The organism is Limosilactobacillus sp. WILCCON 0051 (assembly GCF_039955095.1).
GTDB lineage: Bacteria > Bacillota > Bacilli > Lactobacillales > Lactobacillaceae > Limosilactobacillus > Limosilactobacillus allomucosae.
Map to the genome: position 1 here is coordinate 632,701 of NZ_CP154878.1, position 13,035 is coordinate 645,735.

At 47.9% G+C, this 13,035-nt stretch carries 13 protein-coding genes; all 13 read left to right on the forward strand.

Going from position 1 to position 13,035, the window contains the following annotated elements; all coding sequences use genetic code 11:
* Positions 1-128 precede the first annotated feature (128 nt).
* The 13 genes from mraZ (at position 129) to ABC765_RS03120 (ending at position 13,019) form a co-directional block, all read left to right on the forward strand.
* Complete coding sequence (gene mraZ, locus ABC765_RS03060; RefSeq protein WP_034539857.1) at positions 129-557, forward strand: division/cell wall cluster transcriptional repressor MraZ; 429 nt, start codon at positions 129-131, stop codon at positions 555-557.
* A 23-nt stretch (positions 558-580) separates the two neighbouring features.
* Complete coding sequence (rsmH, locus tag ABC765_RS03065) at positions 581-1,525, forward strand: 16S rRNA (cytosine(1402)-N(4))-methyltransferase RsmH (protein WP_347980674.1); 945 nt, start codon at positions 581-583, stop codon at positions 1,523-1,525.
* A 24-nt stretch (positions 1,526-1,549) separates the two neighbouring features.
* Positions 1,550-1,921 (forward strand): cell division protein FtsL, encoded by a 372-nt coding sequence (gene ftsL / locus ABC765_RS03070; protein ID WP_302518011.1) that lies wholly within the window; start codon positions 1,550-1,552, stop codon positions 1,919-1,921.
* Complete coding sequence (locus tag ABC765_RS03075) at positions 1,921-4,065, forward strand: penicillin-binding transpeptidase domain-containing protein (protein WP_347980675.1); 2,145 nt, start codon at positions 1,921-1,923, stop codon at positions 4,063-4,065. The genes ftsL and ABC765_RS03075 overlap by 1 nt, the downstream gene beginning before the upstream one ends.
* A gap of 32 nt (positions 4,066-4,097) precedes the next feature.
* A complete protein-coding gene (mraY, locus tag ABC765_RS03080; protein WP_347952895.1) occupies positions 4,098-5,057 on the forward strand; it encodes a phospho-N-acetylmuramoyl-pentapeptide-transferase in 960 nt (319 codons plus the stop codon).
* A 133-nt stretch (positions 5,058-5,190) separates the two neighbouring features.
* Complete coding sequence (gene murD, locus ABC765_RS03085; protein WP_347980676.1) at positions 5,191-6,567, forward strand: UDP-N-acetylmuramoyl-L-alanine--D-glutamate ligase; 1,377 nt, start codon at positions 5,191-5,193, stop codon at positions 6,565-6,567.
* On the forward strand, positions 6,567-7,673 hold the full coding sequence (gene murG / locus ABC765_RS03090; protein WP_347952897.1) for an undecaprenyldiphospho-muramoylpentapeptide beta-N-acetylglucosaminyltransferase: 1,107 nt from the start codon (positions 6,567-6,569) through the stop codon (positions 7,671-7,673). Before murD ends, murG begins: the two co-directional genes overlap by 1 nt.
* A gap of 12 nt (positions 7,674-7,685) precedes the next feature.
* Complete coding sequence (locus ABC765_RS03095; protein ID WP_347980677.1) at positions 7,686-8,537, forward strand: FtsQ-type POTRA domain-containing protein; 852 nt, start codon at positions 7,686-7,688, stop codon at positions 8,535-8,537.
* Between the two features lie 135 nt (positions 8,538-8,672).
* On the forward strand, positions 8,673-10,052 hold the full coding sequence (gene ftsA / locus ABC765_RS03100; RefSeq protein ID WP_347980678.1) for a cell division protein FtsA: 1,380 nt from the start codon (positions 8,673-8,675) through the stop codon (positions 10,050-10,052).
* Between the two features lie 36 nt (positions 10,053-10,088).
* A complete protein-coding gene (gene ftsZ / locus ABC765_RS03105; RefSeq protein ID WP_347980679.1) occupies positions 10,089-11,423 on the forward strand; it encodes a cell division protein FtsZ in 1,335 nt (444 codons plus the stop codon).
* A 75-nt stretch (positions 11,424-11,498) separates the two neighbouring features.
* The gene (locus ABC765_RS03110) at positions 11,499-11,942 is read left to right on the forward strand and encodes a cell division protein SepF (protein ID WP_347980680.1); all 444 of its coding nucleotides are present in this window, start codon (positions 11,499-11,501) and stop codon (positions 11,940-11,942) included.
* Between the two features lie 8 nt (positions 11,943-11,950).
* Positions 11,951-12,220, forward strand: coding sequence for a YggT family protein (locus ABC765_RS03115; protein ID WP_347952901.1), 270 nt, complete (start codon positions 11,951-11,953; stop codon positions 12,218-12,220).
* 10 nt (positions 12,221-12,230) lie between these two features.
* The gene (locus tag ABC765_RS03120; protein WP_347980681.1) at positions 12,231-13,019 is read left to right on the forward strand and encodes an RNA-binding protein; all 789 of its coding nucleotides are present in this window, start codon (positions 12,231-12,233) and stop codon (positions 13,017-13,019) included.
* The last annotated feature ends 16 nt before the right edge of the window (positions 13,020-13,035 follow it).

A 13,035-nucleotide genomic window follows, 5' to 3' on the forward strand; every position in this document is an offset into this window, starting at 1 on the left:
AAAGCCGCTGTCTCGCTTCAAGGGGCAGCGGCTTTTTTAGGCTGTACAAAATTATTAAAATCCATGGTGAGAAGTGGGGGATTGTGGTAGACTGTATCTGTAACATTGGTCCAAAAGGGGGGATTAGTATGTTCATGGGTGAATATGAACATACGATTGACGATAAGGGTCGTCTGATCATCCCCGCCAAATTTCGTTCGCAACTGGGAGACGGATTCGTCGTTACTCGTGGCTTGGATGGCTGTTTGACTGGTTATCCGCTGAGTGTCTGGCATGAATTGGAAACAAAATTAAAGTCGTTATCAATGACAAAACGCAATGCACGAGCTTTCGTGCGTTTTTTGTATGCTGCCGCGACCGAATGCCAGTTCGATAAGCAAGGACGGATCAATTTGCCAATAGCACTGCGACAGCATGCTGCTTTAAATAAACAGTGCACGATCGTTGGAGTATCAGAGCATTTGGAAATCTGGGATACAGAACGCTGGCAGCGGTATATGGACAGTACGGCTGCAGATTTTGATCAGATTGCCGAGGATCTTGACTTCGATCTGTAGCTTGTCAGAAAGGAGGTATATTAATGACTGAATTCAACCACGTTACGGTGCTGCTCAACGAAGCAGTGGCTGGTTTGAACATTAAACCAGCTGGCATTTACGTTGATGCAACGCTTGGTGGTGGCGGTCACAGTGAGGCGATCTTAAAACAGCTTACGACAGGACATCTGTACTCGTTTGATCAGGATCAGACTGCAATTGACTACAATCAAGAGCATCTTAAGCCGTACTTAAAGGCTGGCCAAGAAACCTTTATTAAGGACAATTTCCGCCATTTAAAATCGGCTTTGAATGCGCAGGGCGTAACGAGTATTGATGGCATCGTCTATGATCTTGGCGTTTCTTCGCCACAGTTTGACGATGCCAAGCGTGGTTTTAGCTATCAGCACGATGCATTGCTGGATATGCGCATGGATCAGAGCCAGTCGCTTTCAGCTATGGAAGTCGTTAATGAATGGCCATATGAACGTCTGGTCAAGATTCTGCACCGCTATGGCGAAGAAAAGTTTGCCAAGCAGATCGCGCGGGCAATCGAACGACAGCGCAAACAGGCTCCGATCAAGACCACGCTTGAACTGGCTGAAGTCGTTAAAAATGCAATCCCAGCGGCAGCTCGGCGGCACGGCGGACATCCGGCCAAAAAGAGCTTTCAAGCGATTCGCATTGCGGTCAATGATGAGCTGGGCGCCTTGGAGGACTCATTGGAGCAGGCGTTTGAGATGCTTAACGTTGGTGGCCGCATCAGTGTGATTACCTTTCAGTCACTGGAAGATCGATTGGTCAAGACAATGTTTAAAGAACAGGCATCATTGCCAGAATTACCGCCAGGATTGCCAGTAGTTCCACCGGACATGGAACCCAGCTTTAAATTGGTAAATAAAAAGCCAATCCTGCCAAGCGATATGGAACTGCGCGACAACCATCGTTCACACAGTGCCAAACTGCGGATTATTGAAAAAACTAAGTAGAAATCAGTAAGGAACGTGTTTTATATGGCCTCAAATGCGGCAAGAAAATTAAATCAACCAACGCCTCAATTGACGCCGCGCCCTAATCAGCCGACGCCACAAGTAAAGTCTCATCAGCATCGCTTGCCGTTTTCGCCGTTTGAAAAGATTTTGATGATCTTTGGCGCTCTCGTTGCATTTTCGATGATGATCATGGTCGTAACTACCCAGCTGTCAGTCGTTAAGCAGCAGCACCGTCTGCAGAATCTGCAAACGCAGGTAGCCAATGTTAAACAGCAAAATGTCAGCGATCAGCAGGAAGTTACTACGCTGACCAGTCAAGCGCGATTGGAGCAGATTGCGCAGAAATATGGCCTCACGGATGCGAATTCAAGCGTAAGGAACGTTAATAAGTAATGAAAAACCAACAACAACGAACGATTGGAAAGAATCAAAAAAATCGCAAAATGTTCGGTATCGCATTATTCCTAACATTTTTCTGTATTTTTGTTCTGTTTGTCGTTCGTTTTTTTGTCATTGCAACGACCAAGGATGTCCAAAATCGAAATTTACAGACGATGGCCAGTCGAATGTACACCTCGAAACGAATTATTGAGGCCAAAAGAGGTACGATCTATGATGCACAGGGCAATGCACTGGCTCAGGATACCAAAACCTATACCGTAACAGCGGTCTTGAGTCATCAAAGTCTGACTGCCAAGGGAAAGCCTAATTACGTAACCAATAAGAAAAAGGCAGCTAAAGTCCTGGCTAAGTATCTGGATATCACGGAAAAAAAGGCCTTGTCGATCATGTCGCCAAAGCGCAAGAACGTTTACCAGGTTGAGTTCGGTACGGCTGGCAGCGGTATTTCAGTCAGCACGATGAAAAAAATCAAGGCCCAGCACGTTACGGGACTGCAGTTTACGTCAACGCCTGCTCGCCAGTATCCGGCCGGCGAATTTGCCAGTCAATTGATTGGTCTGGCTACTGCCAAGACCAATGACAAGACTGGTCAGACCAAGCTGGTTGGGCGACTGGGATTAGAAAGCTATTTCAATAAGAACCTGACCGGTATCAACGGCCTAAAGGAAATCAAGCAGGACGTCTATGGCTATCAGCTGGCTGACAGTCAGGTAAAGGGCCGTCCTGCCAAAGATGGCGCCGACGTCTATACGACTTTGGATAATCGAACGCAGCAGCAGCTTGAGACTTTAATTACCAAAGCTGAAAAAGAAACACAGGCCAGTTCAATGACCGCCGTAGTTATGGAGGCCAAGACCGGCAAGATCCTGGCAGCAACGCAGCGGCCTAATGTCAATTCATCAACTCCGGTCTGGCGCAATGCCTTGGTACAAGATACCTATGAACCGGGATCAACAATGAAGGTTTTGGCACTGGCGGCGGCAATTGATTCTGGCAACTTTAACCCCGAGGCCGTGTACAAGTCGGGGACCTGGGAGCTTGGCGGCGGTAAGATCACTGACTGGAATACGGCCGGTTGGGGCAATATTACATATAAGGAAGGATTTTATCGTTCCAGTAACGTTGCCTTTGCCCACATTGAACAGGACATGGGATCAGCTACCTGGAAAAAGTACATCCAAAAGTTTGGGCTGTTGAAAAATGTCGGCGTTTATGGCATGAGTGGTGAATCCAAAGGCTATACGAGCTATAAGGGGACGCTGGAACAAGCCAACACGGCGTTTGGTCAGGGGATTACCGTCAACGTGATGCAGATGATGCAGGCTTTTTCAGCCATTGCCAATAAGGGTACGATGGTCAAGCCCTACTTCATCAAAAAAGTCGTAGCCAGTGATGGAAAGACGATTGAAAAAACCAAACCGCAAACGATCGGTCATCCAGTCAGCCAGGCTACGGCAAAAAAGGTGCTCCATTATATGCAAGGCGTCATCTATAACAAGAATGGGACCGGCCAAGTATATAAGATCAGCGGCTATCGGATTGCTGGTAAGACTGGGACGGCCCAGATCGGCAGCTCGCATGGTTATGAAACCGGGAGTACCAACTACCTGTATTCTTTTGTCGGGATGGCACCAGCTAAAAATCCAAAATACGTTGTCTATATTACAATGAAACAGCCACAGCACATTACCAAAGCCGCCGAGCAGTACATGGCCGAGGTAGTCAATCCAGTCACCAAGCAGCTTTTGGACCGAGCAGCGGCCAAGGATTCTAAGCACCAGGGCGTCGTCAAGCTGCCAAATGTTGTTGGAATGAGTGCGGCTGATGCGCAAAAGAAGCTGCAGAACAAGAAACTGAACGTGGTTGTTTTAGGGAATGGCCAAAAAGTCAAAAAGCAGTCGGCCGCTAAAGGCAGCAGCGTGATTATCAATGAGCGCGTCTTTTTGTTGACTGGCGGGCAGGTTACGATGCCGGATATTTCTGGCTGGTCACAGGCCGATGTCAGCCGGTTTGCTCAGCTGATGGGGCTTAAATTAAAATCAACTGGTGGTGGCTATGCCGTTTCACAAAGCATCAAGGCCAACACGGTCCTTAAAGAGGGAGCAGCCTTGCAGGTCCGCTACAAGGCAAAATAAAACCATATGAGAATTGATTCTAGGAGGATATTATGAGTATATTAGTTGTCATTTTGACGCTGCTCAGCTCGTTTTTAATTACGTTCTTGCTGATGCCGTCTTTGATTCGCTATTTCCGAGCTAAAAAAGAAGGACAGCAGATTCGTGAGGAAGGTCCGACCTGGCATGCTAAAAAAGCCGGGACGCCGACAATGGGCGGGCTTTTGTTTATCATTGCCGCTTTGGTAACCTGCTTGTGGGTTGCAGTCTGGCAAGGAGTCTTAACCAATACGATGTGGGCTTTGCTGTTTGTTTTGGTGGTCTATGGATTGATTGGCATGTGGGATGACTCGATCAAAATCTTTAACCATCAAAATGAGGGGTTTAAGCCATGGCAAAAAGCGCTTTGCCAAATTATTGCTGCCATGATCTTTACGGTAATCTATCAGCATGAAGGCTTTCAAATGGGCTTTGGCAGCTCACAGATCGGTTGGTTTTATGGTTTGTTTATTATTTTCTGGATGGTTGGCTTCTCCAATGCCGTAAACCTGACTGATGGCTTGGATGGCCTGGTAACTGGCTGCGGTATCGTATCCTTTTTAGCTTACCTGTTCTTGGCAGTTATGCAGCGTCAATATGAGGTTGCTTTGTTCTGTCTGGCAATGGTAGGGGCTTTGGCCGGCTTTTTCCCTTATAATCACAAACCGGCTAAAATCTTCATGGGTGACATGGGCTCTTTGGCAATTGGGGGATCGTTGGCTGCCGTTGCGCTGCTTCTTCATCATGAATGGTCGCTTTTGTTTATTGGGATCGTCTATGTTGCTGAGACCTTGAGCGTGATTCTGCAGGTAGCAGCCTTTAAGACAACCGGTCATCGAATCTTTCCGATGACGCCGATTCACCACAGTTTTGAAATGAAAGGCTGGAGTGAATGGAAGATCGATATCGTCTTTTGGAGCGTTACGCTGCTGTTCTCGATCCTGACGATTGGTACGATCATGCTATTTGAATAGTCAGCTGGTTTTTGTTTTTAACGATAATTTTAAATATAAATCAGCATAAGTGGTCTATGATTATTTTTGTGATTAAAGACTGGGTAAAATAATTTTTGCTTTTATAATTGATGAAAATACGAGGTGAATTTTCGTGCGACAAGTAACGAAGTATCAAGGCAAAAAGGCATTAGTATTAGGGTTTGGCATTAGTGGCATTAACGCTGCACATCTGCTGGTCAAGCTGGGAGCCAAGGTGGTAGCCAATGATCAAAAAACGCCTGAGGATCCAGCGGTCGTAGCTGATCTTAAAGCAGACGGCATTGAGGTGATTACGGGTGAGAATCCTTTATGGCTGGCTGATGAGGACTTTGATGTCGTTGTCAAAAATCCTGGGATCCCTTATGATGTGCCGCTGGTTCAAAAATTCATGGCCCAAAAAACGCCAATCATTACCGAAGCTGAACTGGCCAGTGAGATTTTTGCGGGGCATCTGATTGCAGTTACGGGCAGCAATGGAAAGACCACGACCACGACTTTGATTGAAAAAATGGTTGCCAAGAGCAATCCGTACCAGACCGCTTATGCAGGCAATATTGGCGTGTCATTCAGCAAGACCGCTGAAAAGATGGGGGCCGATGATACGATCGTTGCTGAGCTGTCCAGTTTTCAGCTGATGGGCGCGCCAACGATTCATCCCCATATTGCCGTTATTACCAATATTTTCGCCAATCACCTCGACTATCACAAAAATCGGGAAAACTATATCAATGCCAAGCTCAACATTACGCGCAACCAAACCAAGGATGACTACCTGATCATCAACTGGGATCGCGATGAATGGCAGGCAGTCGCGCGGCGCTCCAATGCAACGATTATTCCGTTCTCCCGGCTTAACAAGAGTCATGAGGGAGCCTATGAGCAAGATGGCATGATTTATTGGCGGGATGAAGCAATCATGGCAGCCAAGGATATTCGCCTGATTGGACCGCAAAACGTTGAAAATGCACTGGCAGCAATTGCCGCGGCTAAGCTGAGCGGTGTTTCCAATGAGGATATCGTTGCCGTGTTGACGACTTTTTCTGGAGTGCGTCACCGCCTGCAGTATGTAATGGACTATCAAGGGCGGCGTTTCTACAATGATTCCAAGTCGACCGATATCGAAGCCACTGAAGTTGCACTGCAGGGCTTTGAGCAGCCGGTAATTCTGCTTGCAGGTGGCTTGGATCGTGGCTATACGTTTGAGCGTCTGGTACCATATTTCAAGAAACACGTTAAGGCAATTATCGTCTTTGGTGAATGCAAGCAGCAGATGAAGGATGCTGCTGAGCAGGCTGGCATTGCCAAGATCGTTGAAACCGAAAATGCCGTTACGGCGGTTCCAGAAGCTTGGAAACTTAGCGAGCCTGGTGACGTCATCCTGCTTTCGCCAGCCAATGCCAGCTGGGATCAGTTCCCTAGCTTTGAAGTACGCGGCGACGAATTCATCAAGGCGGTTGAAGAACTGACTGGACAAAAGGAGCAGAACTAATGAGAATCATCGTATCCGGTGGCGGTACCGGTGGCCATATCTATCCAGCATTGGCGTTGATTGAGCGCCTAAAGCAAGTGGAGCCAGATACCCAGGTCCTTTATGTCGGTACTGATCGCGGTCTGGAAAACAAAATCGTTCCAGCAGCAGGACTTGAACTAAAGGTTTTGCATACGCAGGGCTTTAAGCGTTCATTGTCGCTGGAAAACTTTAAGACGGCTTATCTGTTTTTAAAAGCCGTTCATGATGCCAAAAAAATTATTAAGGAATTTAAGCCTGACGTGGTTTTAGGAACGGGCGGCTATGTCAGTGGCGCCGTTTTGTATGCGGCAGCCAAACTGCACGTGCCAACGGTTATCCATGAACAAAACAGCGTTGTCGGTATTACCAATAAATTTTTAAGTCGTTACGTTGATGAGATTGCCATTGCCTTTGATGCTGCCAGAGATCAGTTCCCAGCAGCCAAGGTTACGATGTGCGGCAACCCACGTGCGCAGCAGGCAGCCGCTAATGCAAATTCCGATTTTTCTTGGACCAGCTACGGCTTAAGCGATGACAAGCCGGTTCTGATGATCTTTGGGGGCAGTCAAGGAGCGCCTAAGATCAATGCCAGTGTGGTTCAGGCCGTTCCTGAATTCAGCAAGCGCGATTATCAGGTTGTTTTTGCCACGGGGCAGAAGCGCTATGATCAGGTTAAAGAGGCACTTAAAGGCGTTAAAGTCGGATCAAACGTCAAGATCGTTCCTTATATTGAAGACATGCCGGCTAAAATGCCTAAAGTTGCCTGCCTGGTCTCAAGAGCCGGTGCAACCACGATTGCTGAGATTACGGCACTGGGCATTCCAACGATTTTGATTCCAAGTCCTTACGTAACGGCCAACCATCAAGTCAAAAATGCCATGGCGCTGGTTAAAAACGGTGCTGCGGCCATGATTACCGAAGATCAGCTTGATGGCCGCTCACTGCTGGTTCAAGCTGATCGTCTGATGGAAGATCAGGCTGCCCGTGATCAGATGGCACAGGCCTCAAAAAAGATGGGCCGTCCAGATGCAGCTGATCGCTTGATTAAGATTCTGCATAAGGCGATTGCCGATCACCAAAAATAAAGGGGGAAAAACATGAAAGACGACGAAGAACGAAATCAAGAGCATCAGCGATATGCACGACGTTTGGCCAAATTAGAAGCGCAGAGTGCCGCGGCTTTTGATCGTCGTCGTCGCTATCAAAAACAGGGCATTGGCAGTCGTGTCGTGGGTATCAAGCGTGCACAGCGCGTTGACAACTCACGGCGCGTACTCAGCATCTTGGTTCCTTTTTTGATCATTATGCTGCTGGCCCTGTATATTGTTTCTCCCTTAAGCAAGATCAAAAGCATCCAAGTAACTGGCAATCAAGATCTGTCAGCCGCTAAAGTTGAATCGGCAGCTCAGATCAAAAAGGGAGCCCTGATCTGGCGAGTCTTGATTCAGCAAAAAAAACTTGAACAGACGGCCCAAAAAGCCAATCCGCAGGTTAAATCGCTCAAGGTCAGTCTAACTGGACCGCAGTCGATCAAAATCAAGGTCGCTGAATATCCGATTATTGGCGTAATTGAGCATAATGGGGTCAATCAGCTGCTGATTGGCAATGGTCGGCTGACTCCAGTCAAGAATCGCTCAATCTCTAATTTTGTACGCTATGCCGGTTTTGAGCATCACGAAAAGATCATGCAGCAGACGGCCCGTCAGATTGGCAGGCTTCCCGCCGCAATCCGGGGTGGCATCTCAGAAGTAACCTTTGCCCCCACGACATCAGATACTAAGCGTCTGCGCATTTACATGAATGATGGCAACGAGATTTTGGTTCGTTCTGACAATCTGAATCAAAAAATGCGCTATTATCCTTCAATTGCCTCTAAAATGAAGGCAAACGGCGTAGTTGATCTGCAATATGGGGCCTTCTCGTACTCATATGGCACCCAAGACGAGTAGGTTCGTTGATCAAGCGCCAAATAAACATGGTTTGGACCTTTTTTGTATCGTGTTAAGTGTGGTAAAATTTAGTACAGTTTATGGCTACAATCTGAATCCGGGTTGAATTTTAGAAAACAGGAGGGTTCCAGGCAGATGGAAAATTCACAAGTCTACGTAGGCTTAGATATCGGAACCACTTTAATTAAAGTATTGGTATGCGAAAACGTAAAAGGACAATTAAAAGTCGTAGGCACTGGCGTTCAACCATCTGCTGGGCTGAATCGTGGCGTGATCGTCGATATTGACAAAACGGCGCAGGCAATTTCAAGAGCGGTTGCTGAGGCCGCGGCCAAGTCAGGCATTGACATCAAAAAAGTTGTCGTTGCTCTGCCAGCCAACTATCTGCAAATGGGTCACGTTCATGGCATGATTACGATCGCCAGTCAAGGTCAGTCGCGTGAGATCGTCAATCAAGACGTAATCGACGTTGCTCAGTCAACGCTGACGCAGAATCTGCCGCCTGAACGCGAGATCATTGACCTGGTTCCACAAGAATTCACGGTCGATGGTTTTAAGGGAATTAAGGATCCACGGGGAATGGTTGGCGTTCGCTTGGAATTGGCAGCTACTCTTTATACTGGTCCCAAGACGATCGTTCACAACACTAAGAAGGCAGTTGAACAAGCGGGGCTGCAGATTCAAGATCTGGTCGTCTCACCGATTGCCACTGGCTTTAACCTGCTCAACGATGGCGAGCAGGACTTTGGCACGCTGGTTGTCGACATGGGTGGCGGTCAGACTACGGCCAGCATCATTCATGACCATCAGCTGAAGTTTGTCTATGTTGATCCTGAAGGCGGTCAATTAGTAACGCGCGACATCTCGACAGTGTTAAATACCTCGATGCGTAATGCTGAGCGCCTAAAGCGAGATCATGGCTATGCCGACAGTCGCATGGCTGATGAAAACGTGCAGCTGGCAGTTGATGTCGTTGGTCAAAATCAGCCGGTCGAATATTCTGAAAAGTATCTGGCAGAAATCATCGAGGCTCGTATTCGGCAGATTTTCCAACGTATCAGCAATCGCTTAAAAGAGGTGCATGCGCCTAATCTGCCTGGTGGCGTCATTTTGCTTGGCGGCGTGACGGCCTTGCCTGGTGTGGTTGAGTTGGCCAAGGAATATTTTACGACCAATGTGAAGACTTTTGTGCCTGAACAGATGGGAGTCCGTCATCCTGGCTTTGCGCTGGCAATTGCCTTGGGAATGTATGAGGATCACCTAAACGATATTGATCGTCTGCTGAAGCAAACCGTTCAGCAAGGTGCCTTGATTATGAGCCCTCATCAAGCCGAGCAGCCGCGCAAGCTGGAAACGACTCGCAGCTACTATCAAGAGTCATATCAAAAACCAATGCCTGATGCCTCGTCAGAACCTCAGCAAGCAAAAGAAGAGCCAATGACGCCGGAAAAGCACGTCAAAAAGCCTAAGAGCAAGGGTGGCATTAAGCGCTTCTTTGAGAACTTCTTTGACTAATTAGACTAACTTTTAAAGTGACGGAGGAACCAACGAATGGACAATGTAACTAATGAAACTGACCAAATGCAATTAGAGGGTGCGAAGATCAAGGTTATCGGTGTCGGCGGCGGTGGCGGCAACGCAGTTAATCAAATGATCAATGATAAAGTGTCCGGCGTTGATTTTATCGTTGCCAACACTGACCTGCAGGCACTGGATGCCTCACACGCCCAAACCAAGATTCAATTAGGCCCCAAGCTGACTAAAGGACTGGGTGCCGGCTCTAATCCGGAAGTCGGCTCCAAGGCTGCTCAAGAAAGCGAGTCTGAAATTTCAAAGGCTCTTGAAGGTGCTGACATGGTATTCGTAACTGCCGGCATGGGTGGTGGTACCGGGACTGGTGCTGCTCCAGTCGTGGCTAAGATTGCCAAGGACTCTGGTGCGCTGACGGTTGGTGTCGTTACGCGTCCATTTACCTTTGAAGGTCAGCGTCGTGCCAAACTAGCCAGCGAAGGACTTGAAAAATTAAAGCAAAACGTTGATACGCTGATCGTCGTTGCCAATAATCGACTGTTGGAAATGATTGACAAGAAGACGCCGATGATGGAAGCCTTTAAAGAGGCAGATAACGTTCTGCGTCAAGGTGTGGAAGGGATTTCCGATCTGATTACCAATCCTGGCTACATCAACCTGGACTTTGCCGACATTCGCCATACGATGGAAAACCAAGGCTCTGCTTTGATGGGAATTGGTTCTTCAACAGGCGAAAATCGGGCTGCCGAAGCCACGAAGAAGGCCATTTCCTCACCACTGCTTGAAGTATCGATTGACGGGGCCGAACATGTCCTGATGAACATTACTGGTGGCAAGAATCTGTCGATGTTTGAGGCTCAAGAAGCTTCCAACGTCATCAGTCAGGCCGCTAATACCAATGTTGACATTGCCTTTGGGATGGCCATGGATGACACGCTTGGCGATGAGGTTCGCGTAACGGTTATCGCTACTGGCATCGATAAGGCCAAGCAGCAGCGCCAACAGGCAGCCGCTGCTCGGCCAGTAAGCACGCCAGCTGCCAGCGAAACGCGCGCTGCTCGTGTTGAACCAGAGGCCAAGCCAGTTTCTGAAAGCACGCCTGCTGAACAGCCTGCCGAAGAACGTCCAGCTGAAAATCAACGGAGTGAACGAGCAGCTTCTCAAGATCCATTTGCTGGCTGGGATGATCCAACCGCTGGTACTCATTTAACCGATACGCGTGAACAAAACGATGAGTTCAATCACGTTAAAAAGCCAGAATTCAATGTCTTTCATGGAGATGTAGCCGCATCCGACGAACAAGACGATGATAATCTGACGATGCCGCCATTCTTCAAGAACCGTCGTCATGATTAATTAGTGATTTGGGGGAGCTGAATAAAGGCGCTCCCTTTTGCTGTATCTTCAGCTCAGAATTAAAGGAGGAGCAAAATGGCTAATTTTTTAAATAACTTTTTTGGAATCGGCTCTGAATCAGAAACTGAAGATTACGAGCCACAGCCGGTTGCACCGGCAGCTCCCGTAACGCCAGCCGTCAGCAAAAAGGTGGTACCGATTGATCGAGCACAGCATGCTGCGGCTAAGCCAGCACCGGTTGAAAATGGCAAGATCATGCTGTTTGAGCCACGGTTGTATGGCGAGGCCAAGGAAATCGTTGATGAGCTGCTGAGTCATCATGCCGTTATCGTTAATTTCACTCAAATGGACAACAAAGCCGCCAACAAGGTCGTGGACTTTCTAAATGGGGCCGTCTATGCAATTGATGGTGAAATTAAGCGGATTGGCGAGCAGATCTTTCTATGCGTGCCACGTGACGTTGATGTTGCCGGTAAGCTGGCCGGTGATCTTAATTCCAATAACAGTGAACGACTTTAAGGAGAAATATGGTTGCTTATCTTGCATGGCTGATCAATAAAATTATTGATGCTTATATTTTACTGATTGTTGTCTGGTGTCTTTTAACCTGGTTTCCGGGTGCAATGCAGAGCCGTTTAGGTGAATTGATCACTAAGCTGGTTCAGCCGTATCTGCGTTTTTTTGACGAACACATTCCGCCGCTGGGAGGGATCAGTTTTGCGCCGGTAGCGGCCGTATTCGTGCTTTATCTGGTGCAGTATGGCATTATTATGCTGACCAGAATGATAGGCTATTAGGAGCAGAAAAATGACGGATGAAGAAAACATTAAGCAGCATTTTCGTCCTGATGAAGCGCCCTTGATTGCTCAGGTTGAGGATTGGCTGAATATGGCTGCTGATCAGTACCGACCGATTTTGACTGATTTTTTGAATCCGCGCCAGGTCTATATTGCTCAAACACTGACCAATCGACGTGATGATGTTAAAATGCGGGCCAATGGCGGTTGGGAGCATGCTGAGATGCAGCGGGTCTTGTTTTATCCCAGCTATTATGAGCCGCAGCAGGCTGATTTTGAGCTGCAGCTGATTGAAATCGACTACCCAACCAAATTTACCGAGCTGCATCATCGGCAGATCTTAGGAACACTGATTGGCACTGGCTTGGCACGTTCATCATTTGGTGACGTGCTCAACGAGGGAATGCGCTGGCAAGTGGTAGTCAGTCGTAGTCTAACCGACTATCTGCGGCAGCAGGTTGGTCAGATTGGCAAGATCCACGTTAAAATGAAGCCGGTTGAACCAGAAATGGTCGTGACGCCTCAAGAAGATTGGGAAGCCATGACTGATACGGTTTCATCGCTGCGCCTGGATGCTGTGATTGCAGCCGGCTTTAACTATTCACGCAACCGTGCCAAGCAGCTGATTGAACATGGCGATGCGCGGGTAAACTGGGAGACTGAGATGCGTCCCGATTATCCGCTGGTTGCCCATGACCTGCTTTCAGTACGGCATGCAGGCCGAATTCGGATTGATGAGATCCAAGGAACTACAAGAAAAAATAAGATTCGCGTCGCCATGTCAGTGGTGCATGCTTAGTTTGGAGGAAAAGCAA